At 63.3% G+C, this 21,424-nt stretch carries 24 protein-coding genes and 3 tRNA genes; 15 read left to right on the top strand and 12 right to left on the bottom strand.

Annotated elements, in window-relative coordinates:
- On the bottom strand, positions 1–520 hold a 520-nt coding region (locus tag ACT3TP_RS17345), incomplete at its 3' end, for a PspC domain-containing protein (RefSeq protein ID WP_444621170.1).
- Between the two features lie 125 nt (positions 521–645).
- On the opposite strand from ACT3TP_RS17345, the gene ACT3TP_RS17340 reads away from it, so the two are divergent.
- From ACT3TP_RS17340 to ACT3TP_RS17325, 4 genes are all read left to right on the top strand, one after another.
- A complete protein-coding gene (locus ACT3TP_RS17340; protein WP_444621168.1) occupies positions 646–1,977 on the top strand; it encodes a PspC domain-containing protein in 1,332 nt (443 codons plus the stop codon).
- A 12-nt stretch (positions 1,978–1,989) separates the two neighbouring features.
- Complete coding sequence (locus ACT3TP_RS17335) at positions 1,990–2,229, top strand: hypothetical protein (RefSeq protein WP_444621167.1); 240 nt, start codon at positions 1,990–1,992, stop codon at positions 2,227–2,229.
- Positions 2,230–2,253: 24 nt separating this feature from the next.
- Positions 2,254–2,496 (top strand): PspC domain-containing protein, encoded by a 243-nt coding sequence (locus ACT3TP_RS17330; protein WP_096283732.1) that lies wholly within the window; start codon positions 2,254–2,256, stop codon positions 2,494–2,496.
- 231 nt (positions 2,497–2,727) lie between these two features.
- Positions 2,728–3,756, top strand: a complete 1,029-nt coding sequence (locus ACT3TP_RS17325; RefSeq protein ID WP_444621166.1) for a 6-phosphofructokinase — start codon at positions 2,728–2,730, stop codon at positions 3,754–3,756.
- Positions 3,757–3,830: 74 nt separating this feature from the next.
- Here the strand turns inward: ACT3TP_RS17325 and ygfZ are convergent, their stop codons facing one another.
- The 3 genes from ygfZ to ACT3TP_RS17310 all read right to left on the bottom strand — a co-directional run bounded on the left by ygfZ (position 3,831) and on the right by ACT3TP_RS17310 (position 6,522).
- The gene (ygfZ, locus tag ACT3TP_RS17320; RefSeq protein ID WP_444621164.1) at positions 3,831–4,916 is read right to left on the bottom strand and encodes a CAF17-like 4Fe-4S cluster assembly/insertion protein YgfZ; all 1,086 of its coding nucleotides are present in this window, start codon (positions 4,914–4,916) and stop codon (positions 3,831–3,833) included.
- 1 nt (position 4,917) lies between these two features.
- Positions 4,918–5,532, bottom strand: a complete 615-nt coding sequence (locus tag ACT3TP_RS17315; RefSeq protein ID WP_444621162.1) for an FABP family protein — start codon at positions 5,530–5,532, stop codon at positions 4,918–4,920.
- Between the two features lie 255 nt (positions 5,533–5,787).
- On the bottom strand, positions 5,788–6,522 hold the full coding sequence (locus ACT3TP_RS17310; RefSeq protein WP_105553154.1) for a hypothetical protein: 735 nt from the start codon (positions 6,520–6,522) through the stop codon (positions 5,788–5,790).
- Positions 6,523–6,650: 128 nt separating this feature from the next.
- On the opposite strand from ACT3TP_RS17310, the gene ACT3TP_RS17305 reads away from it, so the two are divergent.
- The 9 genes from ACT3TP_RS17305 to asd all read left to right on the top strand — a co-directional run bounded on the left by ACT3TP_RS17305 (position 6,651) and on the right by asd (position 14,903).
- Entirely contained in the window at positions 6,651–7,307 is a 657-nt protein-coding gene (locus tag ACT3TP_RS17305) for a response regulator transcription factor (RefSeq protein WP_105553155.1), read from the top strand.
- 50 nt (positions 7,308–7,357) lie between these two features.
- The gene (gene mshD, locus ACT3TP_RS17300) at positions 7,358–8,320 is read left to right on the top strand and encodes a mycothiol synthase (protein ID WP_444621161.1); all 963 of its coding nucleotides are present in this window, start codon (positions 7,358–7,360) and stop codon (positions 8,318–8,320) included.
- 82 nt (positions 8,321–8,402) lie between these two features.
- Positions 8,403–10,619: an RNA degradosome polyphosphate kinase gene (locus tag ACT3TP_RS17295; protein WP_096283745.1), complete on the top strand. Its 2,217-nt coding sequence runs from the start codon at positions 8,403–8,405 to the stop codon at positions 10,617–10,619.
- Positions 10,619–11,626, top strand: coding sequence for an NUDIX hydrolase (locus ACT3TP_RS17290; RefSeq protein ID WP_096283747.1), 1,008 nt, complete (start codon positions 10,619–10,621; stop codon positions 11,624–11,626). The genes ACT3TP_RS17295 and ACT3TP_RS17290 overlap by 1 nt, the downstream gene beginning before the upstream one ends.
- Positions 11,627–11,707: 81 nt before the next feature.
- Positions 11,708–12,031, top strand: a complete 324-nt coding sequence (locus tag ACT3TP_RS17285; protein WP_096283750.1) for a GNAT family N-acetyltransferase — start codon at positions 11,708–11,710, stop codon at positions 12,029–12,031.
- 50 nt (positions 12,032–12,081) lie between these two features.
- Positions 12,082–12,894: a thymidylate synthase gene (locus tag ACT3TP_RS17280; RefSeq protein ID WP_096283752.1), complete on the top strand. Its 813-nt coding sequence runs from the start codon at positions 12,082–12,084 to the stop codon at positions 12,892–12,894.
- Positions 12,891–13,439, top strand: coding sequence for a dihydrofolate reductase (locus tag ACT3TP_RS17275; protein ID WP_444621159.1), 549 nt, complete (start codon positions 12,891–12,893; stop codon positions 13,437–13,439). Before ACT3TP_RS17280 ends, ACT3TP_RS17275 begins: the two co-directional genes overlap by 4 nt.
- Positions 13,440–13,444: 5 nt before the next feature.
- A complete protein-coding gene (locus tag ACT3TP_RS17270) occupies positions 13,445–13,672 on the top strand; it encodes an NF038396 family protein (protein WP_096283756.1) in 228 nt (75 codons plus the stop codon).
- Positions 13,673–13,784: 112 nt separating this feature from the next.
- On the top strand, positions 13,785–14,903 hold the full coding sequence (gene asd, locus ACT3TP_RS17265) for an aspartate-semialdehyde dehydrogenase (RefSeq protein WP_096283758.1): 1,119 nt from the start codon (positions 13,785–13,787) through the stop codon (positions 14,901–14,903).
- A 54-nt stretch (positions 14,904–14,957) separates the two neighbouring features.
- Here the strand turns inward: asd and ACT3TP_RS17260 are convergent, their stop codons facing one another.
- The 6 genes from ACT3TP_RS17260 to ACT3TP_RS17235 all read right to left on the bottom strand — a co-directional run bounded on the left by ACT3TP_RS17260 (position 14,958) and on the right by ACT3TP_RS17235 (position 19,380).
- Positions 14,958–16,019: a UDP-N-acetylmuramate dehydrogenase gene (locus ACT3TP_RS17260; protein ID WP_444621158.1), complete on the bottom strand. Its 1,062-nt coding sequence runs from the start codon at positions 16,017–16,019 to the stop codon at positions 14,958–14,960.
- A 27-nt stretch (positions 16,020–16,046) separates the two neighbouring features.
- Positions 16,047–17,267, bottom strand: coding sequence for an MFS transporter (locus ACT3TP_RS17255; protein ID WP_444621157.1), 1,221 nt, complete (start codon positions 17,265–17,267; stop codon positions 16,047–16,049).
- Positions 17,243–17,683: a MaoC family dehydratase gene (locus ACT3TP_RS17250; RefSeq protein ID WP_096283762.1), complete on the bottom strand. Its 441-nt coding sequence runs from the start codon at positions 17,681–17,683 to the stop codon at positions 17,243–17,245. The genes ACT3TP_RS17255 and ACT3TP_RS17250 overlap by 25 nt, the downstream gene beginning before the upstream one ends.
- A gap of 3 nt (positions 17,684–17,686) precedes the next feature.
- Positions 17,687–18,133 carry a MaoC family dehydratase N-terminal domain-containing protein gene (locus ACT3TP_RS17245; protein ID WP_096283764.1) on the bottom strand — a complete coding sequence of 149 codons (447 nt, stop codon included), beginning with the start codon at positions 18,131–18,133 and terminating at the stop codon, positions 17,687–17,689.
- Between the two features lie 48 nt (positions 18,134–18,181).
- A complete protein-coding gene (locus tag ACT3TP_RS17240) occupies positions 18,182–18,442 on the bottom strand; it encodes a hypothetical protein (RefSeq protein ID WP_444621155.1) in 261 nt (86 codons plus the stop codon).
- A 65-nt stretch (positions 18,443–18,507) separates the two neighbouring features.
- The gene (locus tag ACT3TP_RS17235; protein ID WP_444621154.1) at positions 18,508–19,380 is read right to left on the bottom strand and encodes a DUF2797 domain-containing protein; all 873 of its coding nucleotides are present in this window, start codon (positions 19,378–19,380) and stop codon (positions 18,508–18,510) included.
- A gap of 287 nt (positions 19,381–19,667) precedes the next feature.
- On the opposite strand from ACT3TP_RS17235, the gene ACT3TP_RS17230 reads away from it, so the two are divergent.
- Entirely contained in the window at positions 19,668–20,441 is a 774-nt protein-coding gene (locus tag ACT3TP_RS17230) for a GTP pyrophosphokinase (protein WP_444621172.1), read from the top strand.
- 49 nt (positions 20,442–20,490) lie between these two features.
- Here the strand turns inward: ACT3TP_RS17230 and ACT3TP_RS17225 are convergent.
- Positions 20,491–20,564: transfer RNA gene (locus ACT3TP_RS17225), tRNA-Met, on the bottom strand.
- Positions 20,565–20,611: 47 nt separating this feature from the next.
- A tRNA-Thr gene (locus tag ACT3TP_RS17220) sits at positions 20,612–20,683 on the bottom strand.
- A gap of 414 nt (positions 20,684–21,097) precedes the next feature.
- Here ACT3TP_RS17220 and ACT3TP_RS17215 point away from each other — a divergent pair.
- Positions 21,098–21,169, top strand: a tRNA-Thr gene (locus ACT3TP_RS17215).
- Positions 21,170–21,424 lie beyond the last annotated feature (255 nt).

Genomic DNA, 21,424 nt, shown 5'->3' with positions numbered 1-21,424 from the left:
GAATCAACCGCCCGAAGACGAGCGCCTTGGCCTTGCGGTCACCGTCGAGGTGCTGCCCATCGACCTGCAGCCAGGCGAGCAGCACGCCGGCGATGATGCCTAAGCTGGGCCAAATCAGATCCCAGCGGATATTCAGCCCGAGCCACTGCCCCAGCGCCAGCAGCGCCACCAGCAGCAAGGCGGCTCCGATGAGGGTTTCGCGCCAGGAGGATAGCTTTTCGCTCATCTCGCGCGGGGAAAATATTCCCTGCTGCACCCGGCCCATTTCCTCCGCGAGCGTGCGCGGCCCGGTACCCCGGGAGCGCAGCGCTCCGGCCTTGGATTCTTCGGCGCTGGGGGTGAACACCCACAGCCAGGCATAGAGCAATACGCCGGCCCCGCCCAGGGCGGTAAGTCCCAAGAACCCGATACGCAGGTAGTTCACCGGTATGCCAAGGTGCACAGCGAGGCCGCCGCACACCCCGGCGATCAGCCGGGACTCACTGCGTACGATCTGATTTCGCTGCTCGGTTCGTTCCATACTGACAAGTCAAGCACGTTCCCGGGCAGAAAACCGGGTCGATGCCGGAAGTCAGGGCGGCCCCTAGGGAAGAATCAGGGTAGCCCCTCATAGCGCTAAGCACGCACACCGGAGATGATTTAAACATGGACAACGAGAACTCTCCGCGCAGCAACGTTTTCGACCAATTACGCAAAATTGGCATCGAACGGCAAGACTCCCAGTGGCTGGGCGGTGTTGCGGCGGGCATCGCACAGCGGTTCAGCATCGATGTGGTGCTGGTGCGCGGGGTATTCGTCGCGTTGAGTTTGCTCGGCGGAACCGGCTTCCTGGTTTACGGGCTGGCTTGGGGGCTCTTGCCCGGCCCCAAGGGCACGATCCCCTTGGAGCGGGCGGTGCACGGCAAGGACTGGACCAGCGCGCTCACCGGGGCCCTGGTATTTTTGCTCATCGGCTTCTTCCTCGCCCCCTGGCTGCTGAGCACCGTGGCCCCGATCCTGTGGCCGCTGCTGGTGGTCGCCGGAATTCTCTTCGTGATCTTCAGCCGACGCGACACCAAGTTTGCCGGCACCTCCAAACCCCGCCGCACGCCAACGTCCAGCGATCCGGCACCCGGCACGGACGTTGAAAAGCCTTGGCGCGCGCAGCGTGCCCAGTCCTTCAGCACGCAGGCACCCGTTGATCCCGATCAGTTCCCGGCGGCGACGAAGCCGCTGCGCACTCCAGAAACCACGCACTCGCACACCAACCAGAGCAACGCAGACTCCGAGGAGGACTCCATGGACCCCGAACCTCGCGGCTTCGGCCATATCCCGCAGGACCACGGGCCGGATCCGCATTTGCCCAGGACGAATAATAGGCTGCGCAATGCTCCCCCGGTTCCCGGCTGGGTTGCCACCATCATCGTGGGCCTCACGATCCTGGTGGTGTCCTTGGTGCTCGCCGCGGATTATCTCGGGGCGATCGCGCTGCCGGGCAATGGCTGGGGCGCGGCCTTTGCCATCGGCTTGTTCGTGGTGGGCTTGGCGCTGGTCTTCGCCTCCCTCGCGCACCGCACCAGCGGCGGGCTGCTCGGACTGGCCATTCCATTGCTGGTACTCACGGTGATCTTCGGCGGCAACGATTTGCGCGGCACGCAGGGCGAAACGGTCGGTGTGGCCACGGATTCAAACCAGTACAGCTCGGTGTTCAGCAAAACAACGGTGGACCTGCGCCACCTATCCACCATCACCGAGCCGACGACGGTGGAGGTCTCATCGGTCTTCTCCAAGGTAGATCTCGAACTGCCCTCGAACATTCCGGTGCAGATCCAGGCCGACGGGCTGTTCCTCTCCTCGCTGAACGAAAACAACTCGCAGCCGGCGGGCGGCTTCGACGCAGATGCACCCACGCTGACGGTAGTGATCAATGGGGTATTCTCCGGGTACGATCCGGAGTACTCAAGCGACGGAACCAACACCTACAACCCAACGTTCTAAGGAGCGGACAGCATGAATTCTGATCAGCAAACTGAAGCAAAATTTCCTGCCGGCACCTTGGTGTTTGGCCTGATCCTGGTCGTGGTCGCGCTTGCCACGCTCAGCCGGACCCTCTTCGACTGGCACTTCGACACCCCCTTGTTCTTCATCGCGCTGGTTGCCCTGGCCGGGGTGGGGATGATCTTCGCGGGCATCTCCTCGGCACGCAAGGCCAGCGGCAAGAACACCGAACTACCTTCCCACAACGACTAGCACCCACCATTTTTAGGAGCACTCATGGATACCTTCTTCAATCAGATCCGTTCGATCCCACTGCGCCGCGGCCCCTCGCGCATGGTTGCCGGAATTGCCGGCGGCATCGCGGATAAGTTCGGCTGGGATGTCACCTTGGTCCGCATCGGGCTGCTGCTCTCCTTCCTCCTGCCGGTCATCGGCATCGGGGCATACATCGTGGCCTGGCTGCTGATTCCGGCCCAGGATGACAGCATCGTGCTGCAGAAACTGCTGCGCAAGTTCTAACCCCCCGGAATATCTCCGAAACAGAGCGGGTTGTTCGCTACCCCAAGTGGCAAACAACTCGCTCTTGTGGTTTTAACCACGTAGAATCTTAGAGAACTCGATGCTCAATGGTGCGCGGAATCGAATGAAGTCCGAAGGGTTTTCCTCGGATACCCGGCCCGCTCCGCAGCAGCATTCAGCAAGGAACCCGCCGTGTATCCGAAGTCTTCCCTACTTACTAAGTGAGGGTAAATGCGCATTGGAATCATGACTTCGGGAGGCGACTGCCCGGGACTGAACGCGGTGATCCGCGGTGCGGTGCTCAATGGCATCAAAAGCTATGACTACGAATTTGTCGGCTTCCGCGACGGCTGGAAGGGGGTCAAGGAAGGCGACTTCTTCGAGCTTCCCCGTACCGCCGTGCGCGGTATCGCCAAACAGGGCGGAACCATTCTGGGCACCTCGCGCACCAACGCGTTCGAGGGAGAAAACGGCGGAGCCGAGAATATCGCCGCCACGCTGAAGCAGAATAATGTCGACGCCTTGATCGCGATCGGCGGCGAGGGGACCCTCGCCGGCGCGCAGCGCCTGTGCGAGGCCGGGCTGCCGGTGGTTGGCGTCCCGAAGACCATCGACAACGACCTGGACGCCACCGACTACACCTTCGGTTTCGACACCGCAAACCAGATCGCCGTGGAGGCCATCGACCGGCTGCGCACTACCGGGGACTCGCACCATCGCTGCATGATCGCCGAGGTCATGGGCCGGCACGTCGGCTGGATCGCCATGCACGCCGGCATGGCCTCCGGCGCCCATGCGATCCTCATCCCCGAGGTGTCCACCACCATGGAAGAGATCTACCAGTGGGTGCGCGAAGCCCACGAACGCGGCCGTGCACCCCTGGTCGTGGTCTCCGAGGGGTTCGTCCCCGAGGGCCTGGACGAGGCCTTCTCGGTGCGCGGGGTGGATACCTTCGGCCGGGCGCGGCTCGGTGGAATCAGCGAAATGCTCGCCCCGCTGATCGAAGAGCAAACCGGCCTCGAAACCCGAGCCACCGTGCTGGGCCACATCCAGCGCGGCGGAGTGCCCACCGCATTCGACCGCGTGCTGGCCACGCGGCTTGGCATGGCCGCGGTGAATTCGGTGGCCGATTCGGCCTGGGGCACCATGGTCGCGATCCACGGCACCAAGGTCAACCGCGTCCCGCTGCGCGCGGCGCTGAACAACCTCAAGCGGGTTCCGATGGACCGCTACAACGAGGCCCGGATCCTCTTCGGCTAAATTCCGCACCGGCAAAACAACAGCGGTCCGGTACCTCCCGCGGGAGGTACCGGACCGCTGTTGCGTTTTGCTGCTCAGGCCGGGGGCGGGGTCCGCAGGAAACCGGTGAACCGGCCCGCGGTCTGTCCGGCGTCCGTGGCCACGATGACCTCCTGCGAGGCCGGGTAGACGCTCTCGCCGTCCACGACGCTCAGCACCGCCTCTGGGTCCACATTGCGTTTGATCACGCCCAACGCAATCGGTCCGGCTTCAAAGTGCAGGGAGGCCGAGGTCAGCTTGCCCACGGTGCGCTCACCGAGCTTGATCTCCGAACCGGCGGCCGGCAAGGTGTGCATCGACCCGTCGAGGTCGAGGAAAACCAGGCGGCGCGGCGGGTGGCCGATGTTGTGCACCCGGGCCACGGTTTCCTGCCCCTTGTAGCAGCCTTTGTCCATGTGCACGGCGGTGCGCAGCCAATCCAGTTCATGCGGGATGGTCTTGTCATCATTCTCAAAACCGAAGCGCGGCTCCCAGGCGGCGATGCGCAGGGACTCCACCGCCATGCTCCCGGCAAGTTCTTCCTCGCCGACGGCTTCTTCCAAGCGCTCAAGTTCAACAATATGCAAGAACCACGGCCGCTCCAGACCCGGGTGGTCCTCGCGCGAGTAGGCCCATCCCCCGGTGCTGACCTGCGGCCACGGATTGCGCCACACCAGCTCATTGCAGGTGGGAATCTCGCGCACCGCACCGAGCACGCCATGGGTGCTCGAAAGGTTTTTCAGTTCCACCCGCAGCATGAACCGCATCGATTCGAGGAATTCCCGCAGCGGCTCGGCGCGGCCCTGCTCGACGATCAGCAGCACCCGATCGGTGTCGATGAGCACCTTCATCTCGTGCTCGATTCGCCCCTGAACCGAAAGCAGCAGCGCCTGGCTGGAGGCCCCCGGCTTCAGCCCGGTGATCGACTGGCTGCTGAGCGTGTTCAACCAACTCTGCCGGTCCTCGCCACGCAGTTCCAGCACGTCAAGGTGGCTCAGGTCGGCAATCGCCTGGCCTTGGAAAAGCTTGCGGGCCTCGCGGGTGGGCGCGCCATAATGCGCTGCCACACCGGCATCTGCCCCGGATGCCTCGATAGCTGCCGCACGATCCAGCAGCACCGAACGATATTGATTTTCGCTCATGTCAGGAATCCATCGCCTCTGTAGTAACACGTTTCAGCGCGGCTGAGGCATGAGCCTTGAGGTCTTGATTGCCCAAGGACACGTCCCAACGCCAAAATAGATCTCCGCCGACAAGCCCGTACATCCGGGTCGAGGAGGCGTACTGCTTGGCATTCTTGCTGCGCAGCAATGCTTCAGTGGCCAGCTGCACCCGCGGACCGTCGATCAGCCCGTAGTAGAGTTCGCTGATCCCGCCAGGCTGCATGATCTGCGCCTGAATTTTGAAGCCCTCTGCGGTGTGCAGCTGCTGCACGTCGTCGGCCGAGCGCAAGGCCGGGATGATCTCTCCCGGGGTCATTCCTGGCCCCGCGTCTGCGTCCTGCTGCTCGCGATCCAGCGACCAGAAACCACTTTCTACGGCCAGGATCCGCAGCTTGGTGCCATCGGCTTCGGTAAGCCATGCTTCGCTGCGGTATTCCAGATACGGGGCGCCGACCTCGCGGAAGGTGACCTGCTGCCAAAAATGCGGGTCCGCATCCTCCCCCTCGCCCAGACGCCCGCTTCCTTCCCAGCTGCCGATGAGCCACGAGAAGGGCACAAGTTCCGGCATGAGGTCCGTGGGAATGTCAAAAGCCATAGACTAGCTGCTCCTAAGTTGCCCGGTTAAATGGAAACAGCGCACACGTTTTTGTGTGCGCTGCTTCTACTTCTGCCCCTTGAAGAGACGCTTTACTACAAGTCCGGCGAATCCGGCCATGCCCAGACCTGCAATGGTCAGCAAGGCGAGGAAGAAAATTTCGAGTGCAAGGTAATTTTCATTCATGCCTACATCTTAGCCCGAGCACTTCGGTATTTCCGACACTCGTGACGAAGCAGGCATCACATTTCGTGATTAGCTCAGCAGGGCCATCACGTACCAGCTCATCGCTCCGGCCAGGATCAGGATCCCGCTAGCCAGGGCGAGCACACCGGAGAGCGTGCGGATGCTGCGGGTGGACAAGGCCAACGCACGCAGGCTGCCCACCAGCAGCCCCGCCAGCACCCCAATGGTCAGCGCCTGGTACCAGGTGGGACCGAAGGTCAACGCGCTGGCCGCCGCCCCGAGCGCCCCGCCGATCAAGGGGGCCAGCACGAAGGTAATCCGGTCCGGCAACCGGGTAATGGCGATCGCCCCGGCGCCAACGAGCGCGATGAGAGTGAAGACGGTGACCCCCAGCGCCCCCTCGCCAAGGCCCATGGCGGCCCATCCCGAGCCTTGCGCCACGATGGCCAAACCGGTGATCCCCGAAACCACTCCGGCTAGCCGCCCATCGGCGGTGGAGCCGCGCATGACCTGCGTAATGAAAATCATCAGCACCCCGGCGGCAATGACCTCGACGCTATGCGAGGTCTGCGTGGCCCCCGGCATGAAGAGCGTCGCCGCGGTGGAGGCCAGGGCGGCGATCGCGAGGATGATGCTGATCGTCCAGGGAGTCTCCGAACGCGTCATCCGCGGCCAGGTATAGGCAAAAACTAGCTGCAGCACCACGGCGACCGCCGCCATCGCAAAGTTCAGCGAACTGAGGCTGGCGGCGCCAGCCAACAGGGCCGCGGCGAGCAGCCCACTAATCAGTACCTTGATTCGCAAACTAAATTTCCCATCGGTAATAGTCCGGGCACTTGCTCGTTCACATGCGCACTTTGAGTGATTCTTTCTTTATACTGTGACACGTAAAAAAGATTTTTTCGCACACCACTGGCAGGAGGAACTCCATCATGGCGCACCTACTGCTCCTGAGTAATAATGCAAGCACCGGTGCCGAGGTGCTTCCGGCGCTGGAACTGCTGCTTCACGAGAACCGCTGCTTGCCGGCCAACACCGAGGCGCTGAGCCAAATCGGCGACGCCGAAGCGGTCATTCTCGACGCGCGCACCGAGCTGATTGCCGCGCGAGCCCTGGCGCAAACCATCCACTCTACCGTCAATTTACCGTTGTTGCTGGTCATTGGCGAGGGTGGCCTGGGCGTTCTGAATTCCGCTTGGCATGCCTCCGACTTCATTTTGCCTACCGCGGTCCCCGGGGAGCTCGAGGCCCGGATCCGGCTGATCCTTTCGGCCGCACCGGAGGTGGTGGTCCAGGAGAATACCTCCGGGCTGACCATCGATGAGCTGAGCTACACCGCGCGCATCGATCGCCGCATGCTGGATCTGACCTACAAGGAATTTGAGCTGCTCAAGTACCTCTCGCAGTTCCCCGGACGCGTCTTCACCCGCGAGCAGCTGCTCCACGAAGTGTGGGGCTACGACTACTACGGCGGTACCCGCACCGTCGACGTTCACGTCCGTCGCTTGCGCGCCAAACTCGGCACCGATCATGAACAGCTGATCGGCACCGTGCGAAATGTCGGCTACCGCTTCTACACCGAAGTTTAAGTTTCTCCCGCCACTGGTAGCTGCACGGAATCACCGGCTAAGGTGAAGGTATGAGCGAACTGCCACAAACTACTTTGTCCATCGAGAAAACACAAGGTGAGCTGGAAGAACGCGAACTTGCTGAGGTACGCAAGCTTGCCGCCGCAGCTCAGGAACACGACGGCAACCCGCCGCTGAGCGACCAGACCCTGGTCGCCCTTGGCTCCGAGGAATTCTCGGACAAGGTCTTCTCGCTGCGCGCCGAGCAGCAGGCGGACCCCGGAGAGTCCACGCTGGTCGGCGTGGTGGCCGCGGTGCGTGATCCGCAGGCCGATTCCTGGGTGGTCGAACTCGTGGTGCACCCGCAGCATCGCCAGCAAGGCATCGCCTCGGCCCTCGTGCAGCGCCTCGGCGAAGAGCTGGAACTGAGCCGCATTCAGGCGTGGGCCCACGGCGGGCATCCCGCGGCCAAGAAGCTGGCCGAGGCAATCGGCCTGGCCACCGTGCGCGAACTCCATAAGCTGCGCCGCGAAAGCCCCGAAGCGCTGGAAGTTCCGCAGCTGGACCGCGGCAGCAACGTCCGCACCTTCCGGGTGGGCGAGGACGAGCCGGCCTGGTTGGCCGCCAACGCGGCGGCATTCGCGGACCATCCGGAGCAGGGTTCGCTCACGCTGGCTGATTTGGACTCGCGCATGGCCGAATCCTGGTTTGATCCTGCGGGCTTCTTCTTGGCTTTCGACGCCGCGGAGCAGGTCATCGCCTTCCACTGGACCAAGATCCACCCGGCCACCGGGGATTCGGTCCGCCCGCTGGGCGAGGTCTACGTGGTCGGCGTGGTCCCCGAAGCCCAGGGCCTGGGCCTGGGCCGCGTGCTCACCGCCCTCGGCGTGAACTACCTGCTGGAAATGGGAGTGGGCGCCGTCTTGCTGTACGTTGACGCCGAGAACCAGGCGGCGGTCAGCCTGTACCGTTCGCTGGGCTTCACACTCTGGGACACCGACATCATGTACGGCCCGCAGCCGATAGAATCGTAGGGTACCGGGCAGAGCAGAGCCTCTGGCCAGCGCAATGAGGTGCAACTAGGTTTCCACTTGCAGAAAGAAGCGAGTTCAGTAGATGACTACCACCCCGAAGCAGCCGGCCTCACAGTTACGTGATGTGCCAGCGTCGAAGATGAACGAAGACCGCATCGAGCCGGCCATCAAATCGCCGGCCCGGCATCCCGAGGGTGGATTCAACAACGAACGATTCCTGGATCGGGAGTTGTCCTGGCTGCACTTCAACGCTCGCGTGCTGGAACTCGCCGAGGACAAGGAGCTCCCGCTGCTGGAGCGGGTGAACTTCCTCTCAATTTTCGGTTCGAACCTCGACGAGTTCTTCATGGTGCGCGTGGCCGGACTCAAGCGCCGCATCGCCACCGGCCTGGCCGTGCCCGCAGCCAACGGGATGAACCCGGTCGATCAGCTCGAACTGCTGCTCAATTCCGCCCACGAACTGCAGACCCGGCATGCCCTGGTCTTCTCCGAGCAGGTCCGTCCGGCCCTCGCGGAGGAAGGCATCCGGATCACCCGCTGGGATGAGCTCGGCGACGCCGAGCGCCAGCACCTCTCCGCCTGGTTCGTTTCCCAGGTGTTCCCGGTGCTCACCCCGCTGGCGGTCGACCCGGCGCATCCCTTCCCCTACATCTCCGGGCTGTCCCTGAACCTCGCGGTGGTGGTCCGCAACCCGCTGACCGGCAAGGAGCTCTTCGCCCGGCTCAAGGTGCCCGATACCATCGCCCGGCTGGTCGGCATCGACGGCGCCAAGGCGGCGCACTCCTCGCAGCGCACCGCCCGGTTCATCCCGCTCGAGGCGCTGATCGCCGTGCACCTGGACCTGTTGTTCCCGGGCATGGAAATCGTCGAGCACCACTTCTTCCGCGTCACCCGCAATGAGGATCTCGAGGTCGAGGAGGACGACGCGGAGAACCTGCTCCAGGCCCTGGAGAAGGAATTGCTGCGCCGCCGCTTCGGCCCGCCGGTGCGCCTGGAGGTCGCCGACGATATTGACCCGCAGGTGCTCGAGCTGCTGGTGCGCGAGCTGAATATCGAGGAAGACGAGGTCTTCCGGCTGCCCGCCCCGCTGGATCTGCGCGGGCTGGGCGTGATCGCCGCGCTGGACCGCGCCGAACTGCACTACACCAAGCATGTGGGCCACACCTCCCGGTTCCTGAATGAATCGGAGACCGCGAAGGCCGCGAATGTCTTCGGCGCGGTGCGCCGGCGCGACATCCTGCTGCATCACCCCTACGATTCCTTCTCCACCTCCGTGCAGGCGTTCCTGGAGCAGGCGGCCGCGGACCCGAAGGTCATGGCCATCAAGCAGACCCTGTACCGCACCAGTGGCGACTCCCCGATCGTCGACGCGCTGATCGACGCGGCCGAGGCCGGCAAGCAGGTCCTCGCGCTGGTGGAGATCAAGGCGCGCTTCGACGAGCAGGCGAATATCACCTGGGCGCGCAAGCTGGAGCAGGCCGGGGTGCACGTGGTCTACGGCATCGTGGGCCTGAAAACCCATTCGAAGCTCTCCCTGGTGGTGCGCAAGGAAGGGGACAAGCTGCGCCGCTACTGCCATATCGGCACCGGCAACTACCACCCGCGCACCGCCCGTTACTACGAAGACTTCGGGCTGCTGACCTGCGACGAAGCCGTTGGTGAAGATGTTTCCCGGCTGTTCAACCAGCTCTCGGGCTACGCGCCGCGCTCCACCTACCACCGGCTGCTGGTGGCCCCGCGCACGGTGCGCACCGGGCTGCTGGAGCTGATCGAGAAGGAAATCGCCAACGCGCAAAACGGGGTCGCGGCCTACGTGTGCATCAAGGTGAACTCGATGGTCGACGAGGCCATTATCGATGCCCTGTACCGGGCCAGCCAGGCCGGAGTGAAGGTGGATGTGATCGTGCGCGGCATTTGCGCGCTGCGCCCGCAGCTGCCGGGCCTGAGCGAGAACATCCGCGTCCGCTCCATCCTCGGCCGCTTCCTGGAGCACAGCCGCGTGTTCCTCTTCGGCAATGCCGGGGACCCGCTGGTCTACATCGGCAGCGCCGATATGATGCACCGGAACCTGGACCGCCGCGTGGAAGCCCTGGTTTCGCTGCGCAATCAGGAGGACATCGACTCCATGACCGACCTGCTGGGGCGCTATATGGACGATTCGACCATGGGCTGGCATCTGGGCTCCGATGGCGCGTGGACCCGCCACCACCAGGATGCCGAGGGCAAGGCGCTCACCGATATCCAGTTCTGGCTCACCGAAGAGCACACCCGGCGCCGGCAGAGCGGATTGCACAGCTAGTGACCGCCACCCAGTCCCAGCATTCACGCCTGCAGCTGTGCGAACTGCAGCGCTCCAGCGATGCCGAAGAGATCCGCCTGGGCGAATTCGACGTGGTCGCCGCCGGGGCGATCCCCTGGCAGCTGCGCGGCGGCGAGCTGCACGTGCTGCTGATCCACCGTCCGCGCTATGACGATTGGTCCTGGCCCAAGGGCAAGCTCGACTCCGGCGAATCGATCCCCGAATGCGCCATCCGCGAGCTGCGCGAAGAGGTCGGCCTGCGCCTGAGCCTCGGCATCCCGCTGGCGGCCACCGCCTATTCGGTCAAGGGCAAAACCAAGGTCGTCTACTACTGGGCGGCCAAGGTGGACCCCGCGCTGCAAGCGGTGCCCGACGGCGTCGAATGCGATGAGCTGCGCTGGGTGACGGCGGCCGAGGCCGCGGCCCTGCTGACCAACCCCTCGGATCTGGCCCCGCTCGAGGATCTGCGCAAGGCCCACCAGAAGCAGCGTCTGGAGAGCCTGGCCTTCATCATCCTGCGCCACGCCAAGGCCAAGCCGCGCGGCAAGTGGACACGCGCCGAGGGCGAACGCCCGCTGGCGGCCACCGGCCGCCGGCAGGCCCAAGCGGTGGCGCGCATGCTCGACGCCTGGCAACCGGGAAATGTGGCGTCCTCGCCGTGGACGCGCTGCGTGCAAACGGTGACCCCGTACCTGGTCCAGCATTCGCTGAAGCTGAAAACCATCCGCTCCATCACCGAGCATGAGGCCAAGCGCAAGCCGCACAAGGCCCAACGCGCCATCGAGAAGCTCGTGGCCAAGTCGCGTTCGCAGGTGATCTGCACGCACCGCCCGGTGCTCCCGCTGATCATCGAGGTCTTGCGCTCCCGGGTTTCGGCGAAGGTCGCCGCGGTGCTGCCGGCCCAGGATCCCTTCCTGGATCCGGGCGGGGTGATCGTGGCCCAGCAGGCCATCGGTGCGAAGCATCAGTTCGTGTCCGTGGAGATCCACGCGCCCTATCACGACTAACTCGTGCACGGTCGTTGCATCTATCCCCAAATGCGACTATGACTAGAGGTGAGAGAAGTCACCATCGAGGAGGCAACCGCCATGACTGCCCAACAGCCAGAACACCCGGTGCAGAAAATTGTGCATCAGGGCTTGCGCATGGATCACGACACGGGGCGCGGGCGCTACTCGCTATGGCACGGTTCCACCTTCATCGGCTTCATCGGCTACCACCGCGAGGAGCAGCTGGTGACCTTGCAGCATACGATCGTGAACGAGGAGTTCGGCCGCCGCGGCTACGCCCGCGCGCTGGTGACCATGGTGCTCGATGAGCTGCGCGCCGAGGGAGCAAAAATCGTCCCCGAATGCAGCTATGTGCAGGATTATCTCTCCCGCTACCCGGAGTACCACGATATGCTCGCCTGAGCCGGCACCGCTTTTAGCGCGATCCGGCCATGGAAAGCTAGGATGGAACGGTGACTCCACAGACTATCGCCACACCATATGAAGACCTGCTGGCCGACGTGCTCGCCAATGGCGCCGCGAAAGAGGACCGCACCGGCACCGGCACGCGCTCCGTTTTCGGCCGCCAGCTGCGCTTCGACCTGAGCGAATCCTTCCCGCTGATCACCACCAAACGGGTGCATTTTAAGTCGGTTGCCGCGGAACTGCTCTGGTTTTTGCGCGGCGAATCCAATGTGAAGTGGCTGCAGGATCAGGGCGTGCGCATCTGGAACGAATGGGCCGATGAAGACGGCGAGCTCGGCCCGGTCTACGGGGTGCAGTGGCGCAGCTGGCCGACCCCGGACGGTGCGCATATCGACCAGATCTCCCAGGTCATGGATTCCCTGCGCAGTAACCCCGATTCGCGCCGGCACCTCGTCTCGGCCTGGAATGTGGCCGAAATCCAGCAGATGGCCTTGCCGCCCTGCCACGTGTTCTTCCAGTTCTACGTCGCCGAGGGCAAGCTCTCCTGCCAGCTCTACCAGCGCAGCGCCGACATGTTCCTCGGCGTTCCCTTCAACATCGCTTCCTACGCGCTGCTGACCCTGATGGTCGCCCAGCAGCTTGATCTTCAGCCGGGCGAATTCATCTGGACCGGCGGCGACACCCACATCTACACCAACCATCTGGAACAGGTCCGCGAGCAGCTGCGCCGCGAGCCCTACCCCTACCCGAAGCTCGAATTCGCTTCCAAGCCGGCCTCGCTCTTCGACTACACGCTGGAAGATTTTGTGCTCAAGGACTACCAGCACCACCCGACCATCAAGGGGGCCGTGGCCGTATGAGTCCACGCCACGCCACCGGCCAGCAACCGCTGATCGGCGCAATCTGGGCGCAGGGCGCCAACTCGATCATCGGCGCCGCCGGTTCCATGCCCTGGCATGTACCCGAGGATCTGGCCCATTTCAAGGCCGTCACTGCCGGGCACCCGGTGATCATGGGGCGCAACACCTGGGAAACCTTCCCGGCCAAGTTCCGCCCCCTGCCCGGGCGCAGCAATATCGTGCTGACCTCCCGCAATCAGGATCAGCTCCGCGCCGACGGCGGCATCCCGGCCGGCGGCCTGCGCGAGGCGCTGGATATCGCCCGGCAGAGCCCGGGCGGCGAAGAGATCTGGATCATCGGCGGCGGACAGCTCTACGCCGCGGCCCTTGAGCTGCTCGATGTTGCGGTGATCACCCGGCTTGATTTGAGCCCGGCCGGGGATACCACGGCCCCAGCGCTCCCGGAAGATTTTAAGCTCTCCGCGGCCGACCCGGCCGAGGCATGGCATAGCTCAAAGAGCGGTATCGGCTACCGCTTCGAATCCTGGATCCGCGAAAAGGACTGACCGACGTGAAAAAATATCTTGGCGAGCTCAAGGCCCACCCCGAGGCGCTGTTCATCCTCGGCTACATGCTCTTCCCCCTGCTGGCCCTGGTGGTGGCGGCCCTGGGCTTCTTCATGGTGCTCAGCGGAAATAAGGTCTTCGGGCTGATCATGCTGCTGGTCCCCACCCAGCTGTTCATCTTCGGCGCGATGTGGGCGATCAACAATCGCAAGAAGCTGCTGGAGGAAAAGTAACTCTTCGGCTTCCACGAATCACACTCGAGCCCTGCTGGGCCTCGGGTGTGATTCTGCTTTAACTGCTGTAACGAACCCGGTGCAGATTGACCACTCCCCCTACCATGGAGATATGACTTCATCTGTTGGATTTGTTGGTTACCGCGGCATGGTTGGCTCCGTGCTGATGCAGCGCATGCTCGACGAAGGCGATTTTGCGCACCTCGACCCGGTCTTTTTCTCAACCTCGAACGCCGGCGGCGCCGCCCCGGCCTTCGCCGCAGGAGCCGGGGCGCTGCAGGACGCCTACGATCTTGAAACCCTGGCCAAGCTGCCCATTATCGTCACCGCGCAGGGCGGGGACTACACCTCGAAGGTCCACAGCGAATTGCGCAGGTCCGGCTGGGACGGGCTCTGGATCGACGCGGCTTCCACGCTGCGCATGAACGAGGACTCGGTGATCGTGCTCGACCCGGTCAACCGCAGCGTGATCGACCATTCCCTGGTCGCCGGGGTCAAGGACTTCGTCGGCGGCAACTGCACCGTCTCGTGCATGCTCATGGGCCTGGGCGGGCTGTTCAAGAACAACCTGGTCGAATGGGGCACCTCGATGACCTACCAGGCCGCCTCCGGCGGCGGCGCCCGCCATATGCGCGAACTGCTCACCCAGTTCGGCGACATCAACTCCCACGTCGCCTCCGAACTGGACGACCCGGCCTCCGCGATCCTGGAGATCGACCGCAAGGTGCTGGCCGCGCAGCGCGGTGGGCTGGACGCCACCCAGTTCGGCGTGCCGCTGGCCGGCTCGCTGATCCCGTGGATCGACGCGGACCTGGGCAACGGGCAGTCCAAGGAAGAGTGGAAGGCCGGGGTCGAGACCAATAAGATCCTGCAGACCAGCGGCGAACGGCATGTGGCGGTGGACGGGCTGTGCGTGCGCATCGGCGCGATGCGCTCGCACTCGCAGGCGCTGACCCTGAAGCTGAAGGAAGATCTTTCGGTCTCCGAGATCGAATCGCTGCTGGACTCCGACAACGAGTGGGCCAAGGTCGTGCCCAACACCAAGGAAGCCACCGTCGACGCGCTGACCCCGGTCGCCGCCTCGGGCACCCTGGACATTCCGGTGGGCCGCATCCGCAAGCTGGAAATGGGCCCGCAGTACATCTCCGCCTTCACCGTCGGCGACCAGCTGCTCTGGGGCGCCGCGGAGCCGCTGCGCCGCATGCTGGCCATCGCCCAGGGCCGCCTCTAGGCACAAGGCAAAGCCCCTTCGAACCATCGGTTCGAAGGGGCTTTTTTGCGCTCGCTAGAGGGCCAGGCCGATCAGCAGCGGTTCGTTGACCAGCATGATCCCAAAACGCTCGTGGACCCCGGCGCGCACCGCCCGGGCGATGGCCAGCAGATCCGCGGCGCTGGCCCCGCCCTGGTTCGTGATCGCCAGGGTGTGCTTGGCGGATAGGGCCGCGCGCCCGCCGGCCAGCTCATAGCCTGCGGTGCCTTGAAGCCCGAAACCCTTGGCGAAGCCGGCCCGGTCGATCAGCCAGGCCGCCGAGAGCTTCACCAGGCCCGCCTCGGGCACCGGGTAGTGCGGTGCGTCCTCCGGCAGCCGCTTCAGCACCTCGGCGGGCAGAATCGGGTTGGTGAAGAAGGAGCCGGTGGAGTGCGAGTCCGGATCGTTCGGGTCATACACCATGCCCTTGGAACGCCGCAGCTCCAGCACACTCTGGCGCACCTGTGCGGCCGGCGCGCTCTGTCCGGCTTCCACGCCGAGCCGCCGTGCCAATTCCGCATAGCGGATCGGCGCGGAGGCCTCCGTGCGGCGCAGCGCGAAGCCTACCTCCAGCACCACGTAGCGCGGCGAACCGTTCTCCGAGCTGCGCTTGATCAGCGAATCGCGATAGCCGAAGGCCAGCTGCGCCTTGTCCAGGGTGAGCCGCTCGCCGGTTTCCCGGTCGTAGACCCGCGCCCATTGAAGGGTCTGCGAAACGTCGGCACCATAGGCCCCCACATTTTGCACCGGGGTGGCCCCGGCGCAGCCCGGGATGCCCGAAAGCGCCTCCAGCCCGCTCAGTTCCTGGGCGAGGCTGAATTCGACCACGGCGTCCCAGTTCTCCCCGGCGGCCACGCGCAGCAGCGCGGTGTGCGAACTCTGCTCTTCCACGCGCACCCCGCGGGTGGCGATCTGGATGACGGTCCCGGGGAATCCCGCATCGGAAATGACCAGGTTCGAGCCGCCGCCGACGAGCAGCACGCGTTCCCCGGCGGCGTCGGCCGCCGCGAGGGCCGCGACCAGCTCGTCCTCGGTGGTGGCGACCACCAGCGACTGGGCCGGGCCGCCGACCTGCGATGTCGTCAAATTCTTCAGCATGCTCCTACTTTCGGATAATTACGTGTGCTAGTGGTCTTCGGCCTGGCGGTACCCCGCCATATTGGCCGAAAGGCAGAAGGCCAGCACCACCAGAATCGAGATGCTGCCCAGCGCCGGCAGCAGCCCGATCGCCCCGGCCAGCAGCCCCAGCAGCGGCGGGCCGCCCAGAAAGGCGCCGTAGCCGATGGTGGAGACCACCGAGACGCGGGTAGCCGCATGCAGCGGATCCGCGGAGGCGGCGCTCATCGCCAGCGGGAAGGTCAGTGCGACGCCCATCCCCCACACGGCCAAGCCGATAAAGGCCAGCGGCAGGCTGCCGCCGAAGGCGAAGAGCAGCACGCCGGCCAGGGCGGCGATCGCGCTGGCCTGGATCATGCGCACCCGGCCCAGCCGGAGGATCAGATCCCCGGAGAGCAGCCGGGTCAAGGTCATCGTGCTCACGAACACCCCGTAGCCGATGGCGCCCACCGCCGCGCTGCTCTGGTAGCCGTCGGCCAGGGCGAGGGCCACCCAGTCGCCGGCGGCTCCTTCGGCCAGGGCCATGCCCAGCACCAGCACGCCGAGCAGCACCGTGCGCGGTTCCCGCCAGGCCGCCTTCAGCGAAGGCCCGGAGTGCGTGCGCGGGGTCCTGGCGAAGTCCTCGCCGAAGAACCGTGCGCTGTAGAGCACCATGCCCACGATGAGCAGGCCCATCGCGCCGTAGTGGTATTGCACCGGCAGTGCCAGCGCGGCCGAGGCGGCACCGACACCGGCGCCGAGCACGGTGCCGATGGAGAAGAATCCGTGCAGCGCGGGCATGATGCTTTTGCCCAGGGCCCGCTCCATGGCCGCGCCCTGCACATTGGAGGCCACATTCCACGCGGCGGTCCCCAGCCCCTGGGTGAAGAGAAATACGCCGGTCAGCCAGGTGGAGCCCAGCGCCCCGGAGCTGACCCCGACCAGCAGCAGCGAGCTGCCTGCCACGCTCGCCGCGACGCGCATGACGTTGGTGGCACCGGCGCGCAGGACGGCCTGCCCCGAGAGGGCTACCGACAGGAAGGAGCCGGCGCTGAGGCAGAGCAGCAGCAAGCCGACGTTCGCGTGATCCAGCGCCAGCGCGTCGCGCACCGCCGGCAGCCGGGAAACCAAGGCCGAGATCAGCAGGCCGCTGGCCAGGTAGGCCGCCATCAGCGAATTGCGCCAGGCGATGACCGCTCCGGGCGCTTCGCCTACCGGGTGCTTGTTCAGAGCTGCACCACGGCCTGGCACTTCATCAGCACCTTGGTTCCGTTGGCCGATACGGTCAAGTCCACGCGCGCGGTGCGGGCTTCGGCATCCAGCGCGCCGATCTTGCCTTCGATGTCGATGGCGGTGCCCGCCGCGTCGCCCGGGTTGCTCCCGGCCGGGTCATCGACGATGACCGGCTTGGTGAAGCGGGTCTGGTAGTCCAGGATCGCTCCGGGGTTACCCACCCACGCGCTGACCAGCTCGATGACCGAACCCATGGTGAACATGCCGTGGGCGATCACCGAGTCGAGCCCAACTTCCTTGGCGAAGCGCTCGTTGTAGTGGATCGGGTTGAAGTCCCCCGAGGCGCCGGCATAGCGCACCAGATCCCCGCGGTTCACGCTCACCGTCTTCGAACCGATGACTTGGCCCTTTTCCAGGGTGGAGAATTCGATCATGGCCTAGTCCTCTGCTCGTACCAGTAGCGATGAAGTGGTGGTGGCGACCTTCTCGCCGTCCACGGTGGTGATTTCCGATCGGGTGGTGATCATCGCTCCGGCACCCATTTCGCGCACCTGGTCCACGTAGAGCTCGGCGAGCAATTCGTCGCCGGCAACGATCGGGCGGTGGTGGGTGAACCGCTGATCGGCATGCACCACGCGGGAGAAATCGATTCCCGAGGCCGGATCGGCGATGAGCTGGGCATCGGCACGCTGGGCGATAATGATGGCGAAGGTTGGCGGGGCAACCAGATCCGCATACCCCAGATCGCGGGCCGCGCTCACCTGGAAATGCGCCGGCGAGCTTGCCTTGGTCGCGGTGGCGAATTCACGAATCTTTTCGCGTCCTACCTGGTAGGACGCACCGGCGGGGTAAATTCGCCCCACGAGGTCAGGGTTGATACCCATTAGTTCTCCTGCACGTTGTGAGTTGCTAAGTAGCCTTTGGTGGCTCTGTTACTTCTGCTTCTTGGCGCGCGGGGTCGCCAGTCCATTGGCGATGCGCCAGTTGCGGGTATCCCGGGCGCGGACGGCCAGCGCCACAATATGGCACAGCATGCCAAGGACCATAATGCAGATCGCGGTGTAGACCAGCGGCAGCGAAGGAATGTTCGCACCGATGATCGCCAAGATAATCCCAAAGCCCATTACACCCATGGCGGTGAACACAAGCTTCTTGTAACGCGGAGAGGCCGCTTCCCATGGAGTGTTGGTCATGGCATCCAGTTTAGTTGACAGTGCGCGCCACGGTGCCCAGCGCGAAACGAAATTGCGCGTGAAACTCAGAACAATGGAGATTGTTCCTCGAAGAACTCACCGCGCTGCTCTTTCACGCTCACCACGCGGGTCTTCAGTTCCGCGGCATCGAGCAATCTTAAAGTCGTCTCCGCGCCGCTGTCCACGAGAATCACCTGGCCAAGCACCCCGCGAATGCGCAGATTCAGTTCGCTTCCCGGAACCGCTCCCGCCCATGGATGGAGGGACTTGGCATCCCATGCGCGGATTACCTCACGCGCAAATGCGGGCTGCTCCCAACGCTGATCCAACAATTCCACGCCATAGGCCGACAGCTCCCCCTGCGATTCGAGGAAGGACTGCGTGCGCCGCGCGGCCGATGCATTGGCAGCGTCCAAACTCGCGGCATCCATTTCCCACGAGGTCAGCCCTTTAACCTTGGATTTTTGCCGAATCTGCTGCTTCAGACCCACATGCTCGGTGACAAGGTCCTCCAATACGCGGATCGCTGCACCGTCTGCCGCCCGTGCGACGTAGCGTGCGGCTACCGCCCCCTGCTGCGCCAGTCGCGTCCACTTGCTCTGCACCGAGGTGGTTCCGACCTTGGTAGCACCTTGAGCGAAGCTTGCGACGTACAGGAAATGCGGTTGCTCCAGGTATTTGCGCAGCCCCTCGGGCGCTTCGCCGGTCTTGTGGAACTGGTGCATAAATTTGCTTTGGTCCAAACGACGGCAGCCATCGCATTGCGTGCCGGTGTTCAGTCCCTTGAGCTTCGGGCAGGGATGCAGGCTGCGTGAACCATCGGCACGCATGCTCACATATCCCAGACAGAACTTCGTCTCCCCCACGCTCAGCGTGATCGATCGGTTCTCACGAAGCGGTTCATTGATCCAGTCATCGCCACGGCGCAGGCGCAACATTGGATCTGGCTCATTTTGCGAAAAACTAATTCCGTGGCAGAGCTGCCGGTTTTCACGTTCGAGAATCATCCGACCCTTTCAAAAGTCCTGCACACAACGTTAGAGCGTTAAACACCGCGACAATGCACTAACAACATGTATCTTGTTCATGCCTAATTCTTAGTGGACAGGATTAGTGTGGAAGAAGTTGACGAAATATTGGTAGGCCCTCGGGCCTACTACTTTATCCAGAGGTGGCCGAAATTTCTCCCCATTCAGATGATCACCACGCAGTCCTACCTACTCCGATCAGCAATTCCGCTGGCGGTGACGGGCCGCTTGCCTATGACTTCGCGCTTTCCCTGCGGCAGTCGCTTCCGAAGTTCATGATGGAATACCGCTTCGCGGCGGACGAAGTACTGACCAAGGTTTCGATCCTGCGCGAGGAATTCTTGTATTTGCACAAGTACAACCCGATCGAGCATGTCACTTCACGCGTGAAATCACCGGAGAGCATTCTTCGAAAAGTAGTCAAGCGCGGCATCGATCCTGCCCTCCCCTCGATTCGCGCAAACATTACCGATATCGCCGGAATTCGGATCACCTGCAGTTTCATCAAGGACACCTACAAGATCCTCAATACGCTCACTTCGCAAAACGATCTGAAGGTGCTTCAGGTCAAGGATTACATCAAAAACCCGAAAGCAAACGGCTATAAAAGCCTGCACTTAATCCTGGAGATTCCGGTGTTCCTGTCGGAGGGGCCAGTTCCGGTGATCGTCGAGGTGCAGATTCGCACCATCGCCCAAGATTTCTGGGCCAGTTTAGAACACAAGATTTTCTACAAATACGAAGGCTCCGTGCCGAGCCATCTGGTCGAAGAACTTACGGACGCGGCCAACGCCGCCGAAAAACTTGACTTCCAGATGCAACGGCTCCACACCGCGGTGCATGGCCACGATGCGAATGCCGGTGACCCGGAAACCGGTGAACCATTTGATGAAGATTTGCTCGAGCAGGTCCGCAAGTTAGCTCTGAAATCCTCGAAGAGGAACTCGACTGGCAATATCGACAAGCCTTAGAAACGAAGAAAGCCTCGAAAACTCAGTGAGTTTTCGAGGCTTTTGTCGGTAGCGGCGCCGGGACTCGATCCCGGGACCTCACGATTATGAGTCGTGCGCTCTAACCAGCTGAGCTACGCCGCCACAAGTGGGAAATCATCCTGTAGAAGCCAAGACGACTTCCCACTCAGAGCCCCCTGCCGGAATCGATCCGGCGACCTCGTTCTTACCAAGAACGCGCTCTACCACTGAGCTAAGGGGGCAACGAGTAAATACTCTACACGGATTTCCCAGCAAAGAAAAATCGGACAAACCCCATCTGAACCCAGCCCTAAATTTCCCTAAATTCCCAAGTGAAATACGTTATTCGCATTCCTAGAACGCGCACCTTGAGCCCCCCTGAAGAAAAACCCCGCCCGTGACGCTACTCACTCAGGACTGGCCTTCCCAACGGCCCGCCCGCACCTTTCCGCACCGAGCCACTTGCGGTCAATTCCACTCACTTGCCCAAGGCGCCAAGCGACCTCGCTCGCCAGGCACCCCACTTCCGCTCGACATTGCATCAACCTCCCGCGATTACGCAGAACCCCCTACTGAGCACGGATTTTGTGAGGTCAAGCACTAAGCAGCGCCTGATTTTGAAAACTCAAAATTTGTGTGTAAAGTATTTACCTGTTGCCCCCTTAGCTCAGTGGTAGAGCGCGTTCTTGGTAAGAACGAGGTCGCCGGATCGATTCCGGCAGGGGGCTCGGATAAAGGGAGAAAATCTTTCGCAGATTTTCTCCCTTTTTGCTTGCCAAAAACTCTTTTGAATTCAGCGCACGATTCACGGTCCCCTGAATATCAAGCCCACGGGCCAGCAGTTTGCGCATGGATAGCACTCGCCTTGCCGCGCCAGTCAACCTTCTATCGCTACAGGTCACAGAGATTTATTGACGTTATCCACAGGAACTTAACCGTGCAGGGCTCCACTAATCCACAGTTGGTGAACACCGCCCCAAACC

It is taken from the genome of Glutamicibacter sp. AOP38-B1-38 (assembly GCF_052377485.1).
Taxonomy (GTDB): Bacteria; Actinomycetota; Actinomycetes; order Actinomycetales; family Micrococcaceae; genus Glutamicibacter.
The sequence above is the reverse complement of the archived record's forward strand: the minus strand, read 5'-3'. Positions and strand labels throughout refer to the sequence as shown.